This window comes from Tenebrionibacter intestinalis (genome assembly GCF_016632365.1).
In the GTDB taxonomy this organism is placed as follows: Bacteria; Pseudomonadota; Gammaproteobacteria; order Enterobacterales; family Enterobacteriaceae; genus Tenebrionibacter; species Tenebrionibacter intestinalis.
Genome location: NZ_JAEPBH010000007.1, coordinates 69,603 through 85,318 on the forward strand (window position 1 = coordinate 69,603; position 15,716 = coordinate 85,318).

The window sequence follows — 15,716 nt, forward strand, 5'->3', positions numbered from 1 at the left end:
CTGTACCTGCACCGGGCGCAGGCATCTGCGCCCGGTCACACCACGCCTGTTTGCCGTCATATAACAATTATCAGGACACTCGCATATGCAACAACATAAACCACAACTGTTGCGCGGGCTGAATGCCCGGCATATTCGCTTCATCGCGCTTGGCTCGGCTATTGGCACCGGGTTGTTCTATGGCTCCGCGGCCGCTATCCAGATAGCCGGGCCTGCCGTGCTGCTGGCTTACCTTATTGGCGGCGCCGCCGTGTTTATCGTTATGCGCGCGCTCGGTGAAATGGCGGTGCGCGACCCCGTCTCCGGTTCCTTTAGCAGCTATGCCTGGCGTTATCTTGGCCCGCTGGCGGGGTTTATCACCGGCTGGACGTACACCTTTGAAATGATAATCGTCTGTCTTGCCGACGTTACGGCGTTTGGGATCTATATGGGGTTATGGTATCCCGATGTGCCGCGCTGGATTTGGGTGATGAGCATTATCTGCTTTATTGGCGCAATGAATCTGTGCCACGTGCGTATTTTCGGTGAGATGGAATTCTGGCTTTCGCTGATTAAAGTGGCCGCGATTATCGCCATGATTATCGCCGGCGCCGGCATTATCTTTTTGGGGTTCGGCCACCATTTTCCGGCAACCGGTTTGCAAAATCTTTGGGTTAACGGCGGTTTTATGCCCAGCGGCTGGACAGGCGTTATCGCCTCGCTGGGCATTGTGATGTTCGCCTTCGGCGGCATCGAGATTATCGGCATTACCGCAGCGGAAGCGAAGAACCCGGAAAAAGTGATCCCGCGCGCCATCAACACCATTCCGCTGCGCATTGTATTGTTTTATGTCTGCACGCTGCTGGTATTGATGGCGATTTTTCCGTGGAATCAGATAGGGCAGCAGGGCAGCCCGTTTGTGCTTATTTTTAGCGGGCTTGGCATTCCGGCGGCGGCCAACATACTGAATATTATTGTTATTAGCGCCACTATTTCAGCCATTAACAGCGATATTTTTGGCGCGGGGCGTATGATGTACGGCCTGTCAAAAGAAGGCATGGCGCCGCGCAGCTTCCAGCGGATTGCCGGCAACGGCGTGCCCTGGATGACCGTGCTGGTGATGGGCGCGGCGCTGCTGGCAGCGGTTGTGCTGAATTACATTATGCCTGAAAAGGTGTTTGTTCTTATCGCGTCGCTGGCGGCGTTCGCTACTCTCTGGGTCTGGCTGATGATTTTGCTGTCGCATTTTGCTATGCGACGCGGGTTAACTTCGCAGGCGCGCGCGCAGATTGCGTTTCCTGTCCCATTCTGGCCGCTGGCGCCGTTGCTGACATTGCTGTTTCTGGGGCTGGTGATTGTGGTGCTGGGCGCCGTTCAGGAGACGCGAATGGCGCTTATCGCCGGGGTGGCGTGGTTAGGGCTGCTGACGCTGGTGTGGTATGCCTGGGTGCGCAAAAGCGCAAGGCAGCCGGCGATCGGGCAGGAAATGTCGTAACCGTGAATGCGTCCTGGTCAGTGAAAAATCAAAAGAAGGCGCCCGGTTTTCACAAAAAGGAAAAGCGCGTTTTTCTTTTGTCGCCTCTTTTACGGGGGCCGTCAACGCCCCCGCATACCGTTAGCTGAACCGTGCGATGAGGGAGGCGTTGCCCAGCGAATGGAAATGAACCTGGAAACCGACCTGCGCGCCGCTGGCATTTTCATCCACGTCAATATGCGCCACGTTCAGCGCGTGTACGGTGAAAATATAGCGGTGGGTATCGCCCTTTGGCGGCGCTGCGCCGCCGTAGCCTGTAGTGCCGAAATCGGTGCGGGTCTGCACGGCTTCTTCCGCCAGCGCGGCCAGGCCGGAACCTGCGCCCTGCGGCAATATGCGGGTATCGGCGGGAAGGTTGGCGACCACCCAGTGCCACCAGCCGGAACCGGTAGGGGCATCGGGATCGAAACAGGTGACGACAAAACTTTTTGCGCCGGCGGGAACGTCATCCCACGCCAGATGAGGCGAAATATTTTCACCCTGGTAGCCCATGCCGTTGAATACGTGACGCATCGGCAGTTTATCTCCGTTCTGAAAATCTCTACTGGTAAGCAGCATAACGGCTCCTGTTAACGATTCAGTAGCTTCAGAATCTCCTGCGCGGCAGCAGCAGATGAGGCGGGATTTTGCCCGGTGACCAGGTGGCCGTCTACAAGGGTAAATTCACCCCAGTCTTTCGTGTGTTCGAACTGCCCGCCGGCCTGTTTTAGCGCATCCTCGACCCGAAAAGGAACGACGTCCGTTAGCCCGACCGCTTTTTCTTCGCTATTGGTAAAGCCGGTGACGCGTTTGCCCTGTACCAGCGGCGAACCGTCAGGTTTTTTAGCCCCGCACAGCGCGCCGGGAGCGTGACAAACTGCGCCTAACGGTTTGCCCGCGGCCCAAAAGGCCTCTGCGAGCGCAAGCGATTGCGCATCCTGCGCCAGATCCCACAGCGGGCCGTGGCCGCCGGGGTAAAAAATAGCGTCAAACGCCGCGGGCTGGACGTCGCTTAAGCGCAGGGTATCGGCCAGCCGTCGCTGCGCCTGCGCGTCACGGTGAAAACGTGCGGTATCGTTGGTCTGCGCGTCAGGTTCTTCGCTTGCGGGATCGCACGGCGGCTGCCCGCCCTGCGGCGAGGCCAGCGCCACCTCCAGGCCCGCGTCCAGAAAAACATAATACGGCGCGGCGAACTCCTCCAGCCAGAAGCCGGTTTTTTTACCGGTATTACCCAGTTTGTCGTGTGAGGTCAGCACCATAAGTACTTTCATTACGTTGCTCCGCAAGTGGCCGTTGTGTCACGAAGTGTAGCGCATGGTCTCAGGGAATGCCGCGTTTGAGGACTGGAACAGTTCGGGTTTGCGCAATGCCTGCCTGAGTGCGGTAGTGAGGCGTGTTAGCTGCACGGGCGTAATTTCATAAGGGGGCATCAAATAAATCAGGCGGCCAAACGGGCGTATCCATACGCCGGAGGCTACAAAAAATCGCTGCATCGCGGCCATATTGACCGGGATGCGGCTTTCCACAACGCCAATCGCCCCCAGGATCCGCACATCAGCCACGCGTGGCTCTTCACAAAGCGGCTGCAGCGCGTCGCGAAGCTGCGCTTCTATACTCGCCACCTGTGCCTGCCAGCGGTTCTCCGCCAGCAGCGCGAGGCTTTCCGAGGCAACGGCGCAGGCGAGCGGATTGCCCATAAATGTTGGGCCGTGCATAAAGCAGCCAGCCTCGCCGTTGCTGATGGTTTGCGCGACTTCGCGGGTAGTCAGCGTGGCGGAAAGCGTCAACATACCGCCGGTGAGCGCCTTTCCCAGACACAGGATGTCCGGGGCGATCCCGGCGTGTTCACAGGCAAAGAGTTTGCCGGTGCGGCCAAAGCCGGTGGCGATTTCATCGGCGATCAGCAAAATGCCTTCCCGGTCACACATATGGCGAATGCGCCTGAGCCACTGTGGGTGGTACATGCGCATGCCTCCCGCACCCTGCACGACAGGTTCCAGAATGACCGCGGCAATATCATGACGATGGGCGGCCAACAGGCGGGCAAACGGCGCAATGTCATGCTCATTCCATTCGCCGGCGAAGCGGCTGGCGGGCGCCGGGGCGAAAAGGTTTTCCGGCAGGTAGCCGCGCCACAATTTGTGTATGGCGTTATCGGGATCGCACACTGACATTGCGCCGAACGTATCGCCGTGGTAGCCGTTGCGCACCGTCAGAAAGCGCTGACGCCGCTCGCCGCGCGCCTGCCAGTACTGAAGCGCCATTTTCATAGCGACCTCCACCGCCACCGATCCGCAATCGGCCAGAAATACGCACTCCAGCGCGCCGGGCGTTATCGCCACCAGTTGCCTGCATAAATCCACTGCGGGCTGGTGGGTGATACCGCCGAACATCACGTGCGCCATGCGCTGCGCCTGCGCCTGCAGCGCTGCCGTCAGGCGTGGATGTCCGTAACCGTGAATGGCGGCCCACCACGATGACATGCCGTCAACCAGCCGTTCGCCGCTGTCGAGCACCAGTTCGCAGCCCTGCGCCGAGGCCACAGGGTAAACCGGCAATGGTCGGGTCAGGGAGGTGTAAGGGTGCCAGATATGTTGACTATCGAATAATAAATCAGCAGGTTGCATAACGACTATTGTAAACCATTATTAAAACATTTAGGTTTACAATACTAACAAAAAACGAAATAAACACCACCTTTGAGGATGCTATGGCTAACTGGACGCTCTCCCAGGTTTCCGCTTTGTTTGAAAAACCGCTACTGGAACTGCTGTTTGAGGCGCAGCAGATACACCGGCAGCATTTTGACCCGCAACAGGTGCAGATTAGTACGCTGCTGTCGATAAAAACCGGCGCTTGCCCGGAAGATTGTAAGTATTGCCCGCAGAGCGCGCGCTATAAGACCGGGCTGGAGGCGGAAAAGCTGATGGCCGTAGAGCAGGTGCTGGAAGCCGCGCGTCGGGCGCGCGTTGCAGGCGCCACCCGTTTTTGTATGGGGGCGGCGTGGAAAAACCCGAGCGATCGCGACATGCCCTGGCTTGAGCAGATGGTCAAAGGCGTGAAAGCGCTGGGGATGGAAACCTGTATGACTCTGGGGGCGTTGAGCGATGCGCAGGCGCAGCGCCTGGCGCACGCCGGGCTGGATTACTACAACCATAATCTCGACACTTCGCCCGCGTTCTACGGCAATATCGTCACCACCCGCAGCTACCAGGAACGCCTTGATACGCTTGAGCGCGTGCGCGATGCCGGGATTAAAGTATGCTCCGGCGGCATTATCGGGCTGGGGGAGACAGTAAACGATCGCGCCAGCCTGCTGATGCAGCTTGCAAACCTGCCCACACCGCCGCAAAGCGTTCCTGTGAATATGCTGGTAAAGGTTAAAGGCACGCCGCTTGCCGATAATGAAGATGTCGATCCGTTTGATTTTATCCGCGCCATCGCCGTGGCGCGTATCCTGATGCCGCGCGCTTATGTGCGCCTGTCGGCGGGCCGCGAACAGATGAACGAACAGACTCAGGCGATGTGTTTTATGGCCGGAGCCAACGCTGTCTTTTACGGCTGCAAACTGCTGACAACCCCTAATACGGAAGAAGACGCGGACCAGCGGCTGTTTCGCAAACTGGGGCTGACTGCGCAGCGGCATGCAGTTGAAGAGGGTGATAACGAACGACAGGCGCAGCTTGCACGCCAACTGCGCGAGGCCGAGCCTGCGCAATTTTATAATGCGGCGGCGCAATGAGCTGGCCTGAACGTGTTGCCGCAGCGCTGGCGCTGCGGCGTAAGAGCCAGACGCTGCGCGTGCGTACGCCCGTCAGGCAGGGATGTGGGCGGTTTCTGACGCGTGGCGAACAGCGCTGGCGCAATTTTTCCAGTAATGACTACCTTGGACTGAGTCAACATCCGGCCGTGGTGGCCGCCTGGCAGGAAGGGGCGCGGCGTTACGGCGTGGGCAGCGGCGGTTCCGGCCATATAACCGGCTACAGCGAAGCGCACCGGCGGCTTGAGCTGCGGCTGGCGCAATGGCTGGGTTACCCGCGCGCGCTGCTGTTTATCTCCGGTTTTGCGGCCAACCACGCGGTTATCAGCGCGCTGGCGCAGCGGGGCGATCGGTTTATCGCCGATCGTCTGAGCCACGCCTCGTTACTGGAAGCCGTCAGCCAGAGCCAGGCCGAGCTGCGGCGCTTTGCCCACAACAGCACGGCGGCGCTGCGGCATATGCTGGAAAAACCCTGTACGGGCCAGCGGCTGGTGATAACTGAAGGCGTATTCAGTATGGACGGCGATAGCGCGCCGCTGGCCGCAATAGCAGCGCCAACGCGCGAAGCCGGGGCCTGGTTGTTGGTGGATGACGCTCACGGCGCGGGCGTAACCGGCGAGGCCGGGCGCGGTAGCTGCGCGCAGGCCGGGGTTACTCCCGAACTGCTGATCGTCACGTTTGGCAAGGCGTTCGGCGTAAGCGGCGCGGCGGTACTGTGCAGCGAGGCGCTGGCAGACTACCTGCTGCAGTTTGCCCGCCATTTGATTTACAGCACCGCGATGCCGCCTGCCCAGGCGCAGGCGATAAGCGCAGCGCTGGAGATTCTTGCCGGCGAGGAAGGCGAAACGCTGCGCGCGCGTCTGCAGGATAATATTCAGCGCCTGCGCAACGGGGCAGCCGCGCTGCCGCTGGCGGCTTCGCCCACGGCGATACAACCGCTGATTGTCGGTGATAACGCTGTCGCGCTGGCGCTGGCTGACAGCCTGCGTGAACGCGGTTTTTGGGTCAACGCCATTCGTCCGCCTGCGGTGTCGCCGGGCAGCGCGCGTCTGCGCCTGACCCTCAGCGCGGCGCACTGCCCTGAGGATATTGACGCGCTGCTGGAGGCGCTGCATGTCTGTTGTGAATAAATCTGCCGTTGCGGCCGCTTTTGGACGTGCGGCGACCACCTACGATCGCTTTGCCGGTTTACAGCGCCTCTGTGGAGACAGGCTAATGCAACGCGTAGCTTATGGAGCGTGGCCGGAGGTGCTTGACGCCGGCTGCGGTACCGGAATGTACAGCCTGCTCTGGCGGCAGCGCGGCAGCCGGGTGACCGCGCTCGATCTTTCCCGTGAGATGCTGGCGCAGGCGCGTGCGGCAGGCGCGGCGCACCGTTACCTGAGCGGCGATATTGAAGCGCTGGCGTTGCCGGACGCCTGTTTTGATCTGGTGTGGAGCAACCTGGTCGTGCAGTGGTGCGGCGATCTTGCCCGGGGACTGCGCGAGCTGCTGCGCGTGACGCGTCCAGGCGGCAGGGTGGCGTTTAGTACAGTGTGCGACGGTTCGCTTGCCGAACTGACTCAGGCCTGGAGGGCGGTGGATGTCTACGCGCATACCAACCGTTTTCCGACCCTTCAGCAAATCATTGCCGCCAGCGGGGGGCGACTGGCGGATTTCCATGTTGAGCGCGTAACGCTGGATTTTACCGATGCGCTCAGCGCGATGCGTTCGCTTAAGGGCGTGGGCGCCACCCATCTGCACGCCGGGCGTGAGGGGCGTGTTCTGACCCGCGGCCAGCTAAAGGCGCTGAATCTTGCCTGGCCAAAGCAGCGGGGGGCCTGCCCGCTGAGCTATCGGCTTTTCTATGGCGTGCTGGCGCCCGGTTGATCTTACGCGTCGCAGTGAATGACGCGCGGGCCTGCCGTTACGCTTTGCTCTGCAACAGCCCTGGCAGGTAAGCCGCTTTAGCCGTCAAGCGCCCGGGGGGGAAATTGTCTGAACGAAAACATGAGTGGAGAACTAACGTGACGAAACGCTGGTTTATTACCGGAACCGATACTGATGTGGGGAAAACCACTGCCGGCTGCGCGCTGCTGCAGGCGGCGCGTTGGGCAGGCTACCGCACTGCCGGGTATAAGCCCGTGGCGTCAGGCAGTGAAATGACGCCGCAAGGCATCCGTAATCGCGATGCGCTGGCGCTACAGCGCAGCAGCAGTGTCGCGCTGCGCTACGAGCAGGTCAATCCCCTTGCCTTTCTGGAGCCTACGTCACCGCACATTGTTAGCGCGCTGGAGAGGCGGCCTGTCAATTTCGACACTCTGTCTGCCGGGCTGCGCGCGCTGGAAGAGCGCGCTGACTGGATACAGGTGGAGGGGGCGGGCGGTTGGTTTACGCCGCTGTCCGCCAGCGCCACCTTTGCCGACTGGGTCGTGCGTGAACGGCTGCCGGTTATCCTGGTGGTGGGGATTAAACCTGGCTGCATCAATCACGCGCTGCTGACGGCGCAGGCGGTGCAGACGTCAGGGCTGACGTTGGCAGGCTGGATAGCTAACAACGTTCAGCCGCCGGGGCGCTATCATACCGGCTACCTTGCTACGCTGGTTTCGCGTCTGCCCGCGCCGTTGTTGGGAGAGATCCCCCATTTGCCTGATGCCGGCGCAGAACAGAATGCCGGGCGCTGGCTGTCTCTGGCGGCGTTGAACGGCCATTGATTATACGTATCCCGCACGCGTTGTCGGGCGTGACTGTTCGGGCTTTTGCGCAACGCGTGTCGAGGCGGGATAACGTTTGTATCGATCCCACATCGCGCAAGCAGTGATCATTACCCGACAGGATCGGTGCGAAGGGGTAATAAGATCCCGTAAGGCCGTTATGGTGAACAGGCGAGCGCCGTCACCTGGAAAATTAAGACTAAAAAACGTGAAAAAAAGCGCAAAAGATTTTTTTTCCATCCGTGCTCTGAATTTTCTGTTTTCGCCAGGGCGGCTTGTACCAGGGGCCTGGCGCAGTTATCCACTATTCCTGTGGATAACCTTGTGTATTAGAGTTAGAAAACGTGCGGTAAGCGAGAAGGGACAAGCTTCAGGCCCGATCTGGCGCGAAAGCCGTCTTTTCTTATTTTTTATTAATATTCAGTAAGTTGGTTAAAATCAATCCTTGCCCCTGCGCCAGCCTTGCTGTAACAAAACTTTCATTAGCCAGCTTGACAAATGTTAAAAGCTGAAAAGCGTTGGGGATAACCATAATGCCGCGTTTTTTGGCGGGTTTTGCCGCCGTAACCGCCTGGCGCCCGGTGCCGCGTTTTTACTCTGCCCACGCGCCGTTACTGGTTTTTCATCCAGCTTTAACTGGCAAAAAATGCGCAGATGAGTAAAATTATTGTCCGGCCCGCTCCTCCTTCACCAGAGTATTTCCTCATGAGTAAAGCTTTCGTACTCCACAGCGCGTTTAAACCTTCCGGCGATCAGCCTGACGCCATTCGTCGCCTGAAAGAGGGGCTGGAAGATGGCCTTGCCCATCAGACGCTGTTGGGCGTGACCGGTTCCGGAAAAACCTTCACCGTGGCCAACGTGATTGCCGCTCTACAGCGTCCGACGATGGTGCTGGCGCCCAATAAAACGCTGGCGGCGCAGCTTTACGGTGAAATGAAGGAGTTTTTTCCCGAAAACGCGGTGGAGTACTTCGTCTCCTATTACGATTATTACCAGCCGGAAGCGTATGTGCCGAGTTCGGATACCTTTATTGAAAAAGATGCGTCGGTGAACGAACACATTGAACAGATGCGTCTGTCGGCGACCAAGGCGCTGCTTGAACGGCGCGATGTGGTGGTGGTGGCCTCGGTGTCAGCGATATACGGCCTGGGCGATCCCGATCTTTACCTGAAAATGATGCTGCACCTGACCAAAGGTATGATCATCGATCAGCGCGCCATTTTGCGTCGGTTGGCCGAGTTACAATATACCCGCAACGATCAGGCGTTTCAGCGCGGCACCTTCCGGGTTCGCGGCGAGGTGATTGATATTTTTCCGGCGGAGTCAGACGATATTGCGCTGCGCGTGGAACTGTTTGATGAAGAAGTTGAGCGCCTGTCGCTGTTTGACCCTCTTACCGGGCAGGTGGAAACTATCGTGCCGCGCTACACTATCTATCCCAAAACCCACTACGTGACGCCGCGCGACCGTATTGTGCAGGCAATGGAGGATATCAAGGTAGAGCTGGGTGACAGGCGTAAAGTACTGCTTGCGAATAACAAACTGCTCGAAGAGCAGCGCCTGAGCCAGCGCACGCAGTTTGACCTTGAGATGATGAACGAGTTGGGCTACTGCTCTGGCATTGAAAACTATTCGCGCTATCTGTCCGGGCGCGGGCCGGGAGAGCCGCCGCCTACGCTGTTTGACTATTTGCCTGCTGACGGTTTGCTGGTTATTGATGAATCCCACGTCACCATTCCACAGATCGGCGGTATGTTCCGCGGTGACCGGGCGCGTAAAGAGACGCTGGTGGAATATGGTTTTCGTCTGCCGTCGGCGCTGGATAACCGCCCGCTGAAATTTGAAGAATTTGAGGCGCTGGCGCCGCAAACCATTTATGTTTCGGCGACGCCGGGTAATTATGAACTGGAAAAATCCGGCGGCGAGGTTATCGATCAGGTGGTACGCCCTACGGGGCTGCTGGATCCGGTTATCGAAGTGCGCCCGGTAGCGACGCAGGTCGACGATCTGCTGTCAGAAATTCGTGCGCGTTCTGTTATCAACGAGCGCGTGCTGGTGACCACGCTGACCAAGCGCATGGCTGAAGACCTGACGGAGTATCTGGAAGAGCACGGCGAGCGCGTGCGTTATCTGCATTCGGATATTGATACCGTCGAGCGTATGGAAATTATCCGCGACCTGCGCCTGGGGGAATTTGATGTGCTGGTCGGCATCAACCTGCTGCGTGAAGGGTTGGATATGCCGGAGGTTTCGCTGGTGGCGATTCTGGATGCCGATAAAGAAGGCTTTTTGCGCTCGGAGCGTTCGCTGATTCAGACTATCGGGCGCGCGGCGCGCAACGTAAACGGCAAAGCCATTCTGTATGGCGATAAAATTACGCCGTCTATGGCGAAGGCTATTGGCGAAACCGAGCGCCGCCGGGAGAAGCAACAGCTTTATAACGAAGAGCACGGCATCGTGCCGCAGGGGCTTAACAAGAAGGTGGTGGATATTCTGTCGCTGGGCGAAAGCCTGGCGCATACCCGCGCGAAAAGCCGGGGCCGCTCACGGGGCGTCGGCAGCGTCGAGCCCGCCGATAAAGCGCTATCGCCGAAGGCATTGCAGCAGAAGATAGCGGAGCTGGAAGCGCAGATGATGCAGCATGCGCAGAACCTTGAATTCGAAGCGGCGGCGGAGGTCCGCGACCGGCTGCATCAGTTGCGTGAATTGTTTATCTCAGTGTCTTAAGGGTATGTTTGCGAGATTACGCCCTTTACGGGCGTAACCCATGCCGTTATGAGCGAAAGTGAACGGGACTTAACCGGCGCTTTCACAGGCGGGCCGTATGATCCCTGCCTCGTTATTTTTGGTCATCTTTACCCCAACGCCTGTACGGTTTTCTCCAGAGCCTGACGCAGCAACCGGCGATCGTGGCGGTAGGGGACGTCGCTCGCCTCCAGCGGTTCCTGAACTACAATCAGTCCGTCAACGTCTTTCGCGTCACCGCGCGGCCCAATGACCACGGCGTCAATAACAGGCTTGCCAACGTAGCGTTCAATGGTGTCCAGCTTCTGGCGCAGCGGCAGGTTTGCCGCTGCGGGGCTTAGCTCGCGCCCAAGGTTGTCGATAAATACCACCGGCGCGGGGGTGCGACGCAGCGCCTGCGCCAACTCGTCTAACAGCAGCAGCGGCAGCAGGCTGGTGTAGAAACTCCCAGGCCCTATCAGAATAAGATTTGCTTCGGCAATGGCCTGTAGCGCTTCACGCGTGGTGGGGGCCTTCGGGTAGAGCATCATCTCGGCAGGTGGCGCCGATAGCTGGTCGATATTCACTTCGCCGTAAACGGTATGGCCTTCGGCGTCCGTGGCAATCAGATCCAGCGGCTGCTCAGACATTGGAATTAAAAAAGCGTCCACCTTCAACAGGCTGCGAATGAGATTGATGGCTTCAAGCGGGCGCACGCTCAGGTGATCGAGCGCTTTTAACATCAGGTTGCCAAGGTTATGGCCCGCCAGTTCGCCGTTGCCGCCAAACCGATACTCAAACATTGCAGAAGCGACGCTGGGCTCGGTGATTAACTGGTTCAGGCAGTTACGCATATCACCCCATGCTATGCCGCCTTCGGCGCGGCGAATGCGGCCGGTGGAGCCGCCGTTATCTGTAGTGGTCACGATGCCGGTCAGGCGGGAGCCCAGCGAAGAGAGCGATGACATCACGCGTCCCAGCCCATGACCGCCGCCGAGAGCGACCACTCTGTCAAGTTCGGCGAGAGTACGGCTACGCATAATCATTCCTTCATTATCGTTTTGCGCCTAAGGTAGCGTAAAACGCCACGAAAAACGATCCTGCCCTGGAGAGGGTTATGATATATATCAAGGCAAAATTGCGTACTGTACGTATTCTGTAGTGAAAATGGCGTATTCAGCCGATATGTACAGAGATATATAGCGAATAGCGTTAATGGCGCGATCGGTTTTTTAGCGCTACTATCGCCAGTAGCCGGTTGCTGACCGGGTTAAACAAAACACTCAAGCCTTTACGCCTAAGTCGCACGATAGGGCGTTCTGGCCGTGGCCTGTGGGTCGCCAGGGTGCAGGAAGAAATGACTGCATCTCCCGTATCTGGAAAGGTGTACATGGTTTCTCAACTTACCGATGCTTACGCACGCAGATTTTATTATCTGCGCCTGTCGATTACCGATGTGTGCAATTTTCGTTGCACCTATTGCCTGCCCGATGGCTACCGGCCTAACGGCCTTGCAAACAAAAGCTTTTTGACGTGCGATGAAATTCGCCGCGTCGCGAGCGCGTTTGCGGCGCTCGGCACGGAAAAAGTGCGCCTGACCGGCGGCGAGCCTACGCTGCGCCGCGATTTTACCGATATTGTTCGCACCGTGGCGGATAACGACGCTATTCGCCAGGTGGCGGTCACGACTAATGGTTATCGAATGGCGCGTGACGTGCGGGCGTGGCGCGAGGCCGGACTGACCCACATCAATGTCAGCGTTGACAGCCTTGACGCGCGCCAGTTTCACGCCATTACCGGCGAAGATAAATTCACGCAGGTGATGGCGGGCATTGATGCCGCCTTTGAGGCCGGGTTTGAGCGCGTGAAGGTCAATACGGTGCTGATGCGCGACGTAAATCACCATCAGCTTGATACTTTTCTGGCATGGATTAAGCCGCGTCCCGTTCAACTGCGCTTTATTGAGCTGATGGAAACCGGGGACGGCGGCAGCCTGTTTCGCAAGCACCATATCTCCGGCGCGACGGTGCGCGACGCGCTGCTTGAACGCGGCTGGACGCAGCAGTTGCGCGGGCGCAGCGATGGCCCGGCGCAGGTGTTTACCCATCCGGACTACGCAGGGCAAATCGGCCTTATTATGCCTTATGAAAAAGACTTCTGCGCCAGTTGCAACCGACTGCGCGTCTCTTCATTGGGCAATTTGCATTTATGTCTGTTTGGCGACGGCGGCATTACGCTGCGAGATTTGCTGGCCAGCGATGATTCGCAGGCGGAACTGCAGGCGCGTATAGCGCGCGCGCTTGCGCACAAAAAACAGGCCCACTTTCTGCACGAGGGAAACACCGGTATTACGCAGAATTTGTCCTGGATCGGCGGATAATCAGGAGAAGCAACATGAGTCAGGTAAGCGCAGAATTTATTCCGGCGCGCGTCGCCGTATTAACCATTTCCAACCGTCGTGGCGAAGAAGACGATACTTCCGGCCACTATTTACGCGATGCGGCGCAGGAGTCAGGGCATCACGTGGTGGCAAAAGCGATTGTTAAAGAAAACCGTTACGCTATTCGTGCTCAGGTGTCGGCCTGGATTGCCGACGAAAACGTACAGGTGGTGCTGATTAACGGCGGCACGGGGCTGACTGAGGGCGACCAGGCGCCGGAGGCGTTGCTGGCGCTGTTCGATCGCGAAATCGCTGGATTTGGCGAAATGTTTCGTATGCTTTCTTTCGAAGAAATCGGCACCTCAACGTTACAATCGCGCGCGGTGGCGGGGATTGCTAACCAGACGCTGATATTTGCCATGCCTGGCTCTCCCAAAGCCTGTCGCACCGCGTGGGAAAATATTATTGCGCCGCAAATCGATGCCCGCACGCGCCCCTGTAATTTTCACCCTCATCTTAAGAAATAGTTATGTCACAGCTAACCCATATTAACGCCGCGGGTGAAGCGCATATGGTGGACGTATCGGCTAAGGCCGATACGGTTCGCGAAGCGCGCGCCGAGGCGTATGTCACCATGAATCCTGAAACGCTGGCGAAAATCATTGACGGCAGCCATCACAAGGGCGATGTGTTCGCCACCGCGCGCATTGCCGGTATACAGGCCGCCAAGCGTACGTGGGAGCTGATTCCGCTTTGTCATCCGCTGCTATTAAGTAAAGTCGAGGTGCAGCTTCAGGCCCAGGCGCAGCACAGCCGCGTGCGCATCACGACGCTGTGTCGCCTTGCGGGAAAAACCGGCGTCGAGATGGAAGCGCTGACGGCGGCCACCGTTGCTGCGCTGACTATTTATGATATGTGCAAGGCCGTGCAGAAAGATATGGTCATAGGCCCGGTGCGCCTGCTGACCAAAAGCGGCGGTAAATCGGGCGATTTCAGGGCGGTTGACCATGATTAACGTGCTGTTTTTCGCGCAGGTGCGCGAGCTGGTAGGCTGCGATAGCCTGACGCTTAACGATGATTTTTCAAGCGTAGAGGCGCTGCGTCAGCATTTGGCCGCGCGCGGCGAGCGATGGGCGCTGGCGCTGGAGCCGGGTAAGCTGCTGGCGGCGGTTAACCAGACGCTGGTGACGCCGCAGCATGCCATTAAGGATGGGGACGAAGTGGCCTTTTTCCCGCCGGTGACCGGAGGCTGATATGAAAACGCGGATTCAGGTGGGGCGCGATAATTTTAGCGTAGGCGATGAGTATCAGTGGTTGTCGCAGAGCGACGAAGACGGCGCGGTCGTCACCTTTACCGGCAAAGTACGCAATCACAATCTTGGCGACAGCGTTAGCGCGCTAACGCTTGAGCACTATCCGGGCATGACGGAAAAAGCGCTGGCTGACATCGTTGCCAAGGCGCGGTCGCGCTGGCCGCTGCAGCGGGTGTCGGTTATCCACCGTATCGGCGAGATGTGGCCGGGCGATGAGATTGTTTTCGTCGGAGTAACCGGCGCGCACCGCAGTCAGGCTTTTGAAGCCGCGCAATTTATTATGGATTATCTGAAAACCCGCGCGCCATTCTGGAAGCGGGAGGCCACGCAGGATGGCGAACGCTGGGTTGATGCGCGCGACAGCGACCGGGCGGCGGCTACGCGCTGGTAAGCCACTCTGCGCAGGATGTGTTAGTCTTTATGCCAAAGGGCTAATATGTACCGGCTGCGCCAGCGCATTTTGCCTGCATGAATGAGGTTCGCCTGCCCGCTCTGTGCGTTCTTTGGCGCAGAGAAGCTTCTGGCGCTGCCGGTGATTGGCCGGTTCGACAACGGTTCTTCAACTTATGAGGTAAAATCATGGAGCGATACCCACAAACGAATGGCGCTATTGTGCAGGCGGGCAGCCGCCTGCAGACGTATATGGCGCAGGTTTATGGCTGGATGACCTGCGGTCTGTTGCTGACCGCATTTGTCGCGTGGTTTGCGGCTAACACGCCAGCTATAATGATGTTTGTTTTCTCCAGCAAAATCACCTTTTTTGGCCTCATTATCGCCCAACTGGCGCTGGTGTTTGTGCTCTCCGGTATGGTTCGCAGGCTTAGTCCTGGCGTTGCCACGTCGCTGTTTATGCTTTATTCGGCGCTGACCGGTTTGACGTTTGCCAGTATTTTTGTTGTGTACACCTACTCGTCTATTGCCAGCACGTTTGCGGTAACCGGCGGAATGTTTGGCGCAATGAGCGTTTATGGCTACACCACTAAGAGAGACCTGAGCCGCTTCGGCAGTCTGCTGTTTATGGCGTTGATCGGCATCGTTCTGGCTTCGCTGGTGAACCTTTGGCTTAAGAGCGCGCCGCTGATGTGGGCAATTACCTATATCGGCGTGCTGGTCTTCGTGGGGTTAACGGCCTATGACACGCAGAAATTGAAAAATATCGGCGAGCAGATTGACGTAAGCGATCGCGGCGCGCTGCGCAAATATTCCATTATGGGCGCGCTTACGCTGTATCTCGACTTTATTAACCTGTTTATGATGATGTTGCGCATTATGGGCAATCGCCGCTAACAGGGTAACAGACACATTATCTCCAGGCGTCGCTAAAGCCGGTGACGCCTGATTCGCTCCCGCCTGT

Annotated in this window: 16 protein-coding genes and 1 riboswitch; of the genes, 12 read left to right on the forward strand and 4 right to left on the reverse strand. The window is 58.1% G+C overall.

The window, feature by feature from the left end; genetic code table 11:
* Positions 1 to 85: 85 nt before the first annotated feature.
* Complete coding sequence (locus JJB97_RS04115; RefSeq protein ID WP_238712576.1) at positions 86 to 1,474, forward strand: amino acid permease; 1,389 nt, start codon at positions 86 to 88, stop codon at positions 1,472 to 1,474.
* Positions 1,475 to 1,594: 120 nt separating this feature from the next.
* On the opposite strand, the gene JJB97_RS04120 is transcribed toward JJB97_RS04115, so the two are convergent.
* The 3 genes from JJB97_RS04120 to bioA are packed head-to-tail and all read right to left on the reverse strand — an operon-like array spanning position 1,595 to position 4,119.
* Complete coding sequence (locus JJB97_RS04120) at positions 1,595 to 2,071, reverse strand: kinase inhibitor (RefSeq protein ID WP_238712577.1); 477 nt, start codon at positions 2,069 to 2,071, stop codon at positions 1,595 to 1,597.
* An 11-nt stretch (positions 2,072 to 2,082) separates the two neighbouring features.
* Positions 2,083 to 2,763 (reverse strand): type 1 glutamine amidotransferase domain-containing protein, encoded by a 681-nt coding sequence (locus JJB97_RS04125; RefSeq protein WP_238712579.1) that lies wholly within the window; start codon positions 2,761 to 2,763, stop codon positions 2,083 to 2,085.
* Between the two features lie 27 nt (positions 2,764 to 2,790).
* Complete coding sequence (gene bioA / locus JJB97_RS04130) at positions 2,791 to 4,119, reverse strand: adenosylmethionine--8-amino-7-oxononanoate transaminase (protein ID WP_238712581.1); 1,329 nt, start codon at positions 4,117 to 4,119, stop codon at positions 2,791 to 2,793.
* An 83-nt stretch (positions 4,120 to 4,202) separates the two neighbouring features.
* On the opposite strand from bioA, the gene bioB reads away from it, so the two are divergent.
* The 5 genes from bioB to uvrB all read left to right on the forward strand — a co-directional run bounded on the left by bioB (position 4,203) and on the right by uvrB (position 10,672).
* On the forward strand, positions 4,203 to 5,234 hold the full coding sequence (bioB, locus tag JJB97_RS04135) for a biotin synthase BioB (protein ID WP_238712583.1): 1,032 nt from the start codon (positions 4,203 to 4,205) through the stop codon (positions 5,232 to 5,234).
* A complete protein-coding gene (gene bioF, locus JJB97_RS04140) occupies positions 5,231 to 6,382 on the forward strand; it encodes an 8-amino-7-oxononanoate synthase (RefSeq protein WP_238712585.1) in 1,152 nt (383 codons plus the stop codon). The genes bioB and bioF overlap by 4 nt, the downstream gene beginning before the upstream one ends.
* Entirely contained in the window at positions 6,366 to 7,121 is a 756-nt protein-coding gene (gene bioC / locus JJB97_RS04145) for a malonyl-ACP O-methyltransferase BioC (protein ID WP_238712587.1), read from the forward strand. The genes bioF and bioC overlap by 17 nt, the downstream gene beginning before the upstream one ends.
* Positions 7,122 to 7,258: 137 nt before the next feature.
* Positions 7,259 to 7,945, forward strand: a complete 687-nt coding sequence (gene bioD, locus JJB97_RS04150) for a dethiobiotin synthase (protein ID WP_238712589.1) — start codon at positions 7,259 to 7,261, stop codon at positions 7,943 to 7,945.
* A 705-nt stretch (positions 7,946 to 8,650) separates the two neighbouring features.
* Complete coding sequence (gene uvrB, locus JJB97_RS04155) at positions 8,651 to 10,672, forward strand: excinuclease ABC subunit UvrB (protein WP_238712590.1); 2,022 nt, start codon at positions 8,651 to 8,653, stop codon at positions 10,670 to 10,672.
* Between the two features lie 128 nt (positions 10,673 to 10,800).
* Here the strand turns inward: uvrB and yvcK are convergent, their stop codons facing one another.
* Entirely contained in the window at positions 10,801 to 11,709 is a 909-nt protein-coding gene (gene yvcK / locus JJB97_RS04160; RefSeq protein WP_238712592.1) for a uridine diphosphate-N-acetylglucosamine-binding protein YvcK, read from the reverse strand.
* A 230-nt stretch (positions 11,710 to 11,939) separates the two neighbouring features.
* Positions 11,940 to 12,072, forward strand: a riboswitch (molybdenum cofactor riboswitch).
* On the opposite strand from yvcK, the gene moaA reads away from it, so the two are divergent.
* The 6 genes from moaA (at position 12,060) to JJB97_RS04190 (ending at position 15,649) form a co-directional block, all read left to right on the forward strand.
* Entirely contained in the window at positions 12,060 to 13,049 is a 990-nt protein-coding gene (gene moaA / locus JJB97_RS04165) for a GTP 3',8-cyclase MoaA (RefSeq protein WP_238712593.1), read from the forward strand. (Overlaps the previous riboswitch by 13 nt.)
* Before the next feature lie 14 nt (positions 13,050 to 13,063).
* Entirely contained in the window at positions 13,064 to 13,576 is a 513-nt protein-coding gene (gene moaB, locus JJB97_RS04170; protein WP_238712595.1) for a molybdenum cofactor biosynthesis protein B, read from the forward strand.
* A 2-nt stretch (positions 13,577 to 13,578) separates the two neighbouring features.
* Positions 13,579 to 14,064 carry a cyclic pyranopterin monophosphate synthase MoaC gene (moaC, locus tag JJB97_RS04175; protein WP_238712596.1) on the forward strand — a complete coding sequence of 162 codons (486 nt, stop codon included), beginning with the start codon at positions 13,579 to 13,581 and terminating at the stop codon, positions 14,062 to 14,064.
* Positions 14,057 to 14,302 (forward strand): molybdopterin synthase sulfur carrier subunit, encoded by a 246-nt coding sequence (moaD, locus tag JJB97_RS04180; protein WP_238712598.1) that lies wholly within the window; start codon positions 14,057 to 14,059, stop codon positions 14,300 to 14,302. Before moaC ends, moaD begins: the two co-directional genes overlap by 8 nt.
* A 1-nt stretch (position 14,303) precedes the next feature.
* A complete protein-coding gene (gene moaE / locus JJB97_RS04185; RefSeq protein WP_238712599.1) occupies positions 14,304 to 14,753 on the forward strand; it encodes a molybdopterin synthase catalytic subunit MoaE in 450 nt (149 codons plus the stop codon).
* 188 nt (positions 14,754 to 14,941) lie between these two features.
* On the forward strand, positions 14,942 to 15,649 hold the full coding sequence (locus tag JJB97_RS04190; RefSeq protein ID WP_238712602.1) for a Bax inhibitor-1/YccA family protein: 708 nt from the start codon (positions 14,942 to 14,944) through the stop codon (positions 15,647 to 15,649).
* Positions 15,650 to 15,716: the final 67 nt, after the last annotated feature.

Excerpts from the sequence above, each read along its gene's own strand:
- JJB97_RS04115 (WP_238712576.1), top strand. The coding sequence starts at position 86 with ATGCAACAACATAAACCACAACTGTTGCGCGGGCTGAATGCCCGGCAT.
- JJB97_RS04120 (WP_238712577.1), bottom strand. The coding sequence starts at position 2,071 with ATGCTGCTTACCAGTAGAGATTTTCAGAACGGAGATAAACTGCCGATG.
- JJB97_RS04125 (WP_238712579.1), bottom strand. The coding sequence starts at position 2,763 with ATGAAAGTACTTATGGTGCTGACCTCACACGACAAACTGGGTAATACC.
- bioA (WP_238712581.1), bottom strand. The coding sequence starts at position 4,119 with ATGCAACCTGCTGATTTATTATTCGATAGTCAACATATCTGGCACCCT.
- bioB (WP_238712583.1), top strand. The coding sequence starts at position 4,203 with ATGGCTAACTGGACGCTCTCCCAGGTTTCCGCTTTGTTTGAAAAACCG.
- bioF (WP_238712585.1), top strand. The coding sequence starts at position 5,231 with ATGAGCTGGCCTGAACGTGTTGCCGCAGCGCTGGCGCTGCGGCGTAAG.
- bioC (WP_238712587.1), top strand. The coding sequence starts at position 6,366 with ATGTCTGTTGTGAATAAATCTGCCGTTGCGGCCGCTTTTGGACGTGCG.
- uvrB (WP_238712590.1), top strand. The coding sequence starts at position 8,651 with ATGAGTAAAGCTTTCGTACTCCACAGCGCGTTTAAACCTTCCGGCGAT.
- yvcK (WP_238712592.1), bottom strand. The coding sequence starts at position 11,709 with ATGCGTAGCCGTACTCTCGCCGAACTTGACAGAGTGGTCGCTCTCGGC.
- moaA (WP_238712593.1), top strand. The coding sequence starts at position 12,060 with ATGGTTTCTCAACTTACCGATGCTTACGCACGCAGATTTTATTATCTG.
- moaB (WP_238712595.1), top strand. The coding sequence starts at position 13,064 with ATGAGTCAGGTAAGCGCAGAATTTATTCCGGCGCGCGTCGCCGTATTA.
- moaC (WP_238712596.1), top strand. The coding sequence starts at position 13,579 with ATGTCACAGCTAACCCATATTAACGCCGCGGGTGAAGCGCATATGGTG.
- moaD (WP_238712598.1), top strand. The coding sequence starts at position 14,057 with ATGATTAACGTGCTGTTTTTCGCGCAGGTGCGCGAGCTGGTAGGCTGC.
- moaE (WP_238712599.1), top strand. The coding sequence starts at position 14,304 with ATGAAAACGCGGATTCAGGTGGGGCGCGATAATTTTAGCGTAGGCGAT.
- JJB97_RS04190 (WP_238712602.1), top strand. The coding sequence starts at position 14,942 with ATGGAGCGATACCCACAAACGAATGGCGCTATTGTGCAGGCGGGCAGC.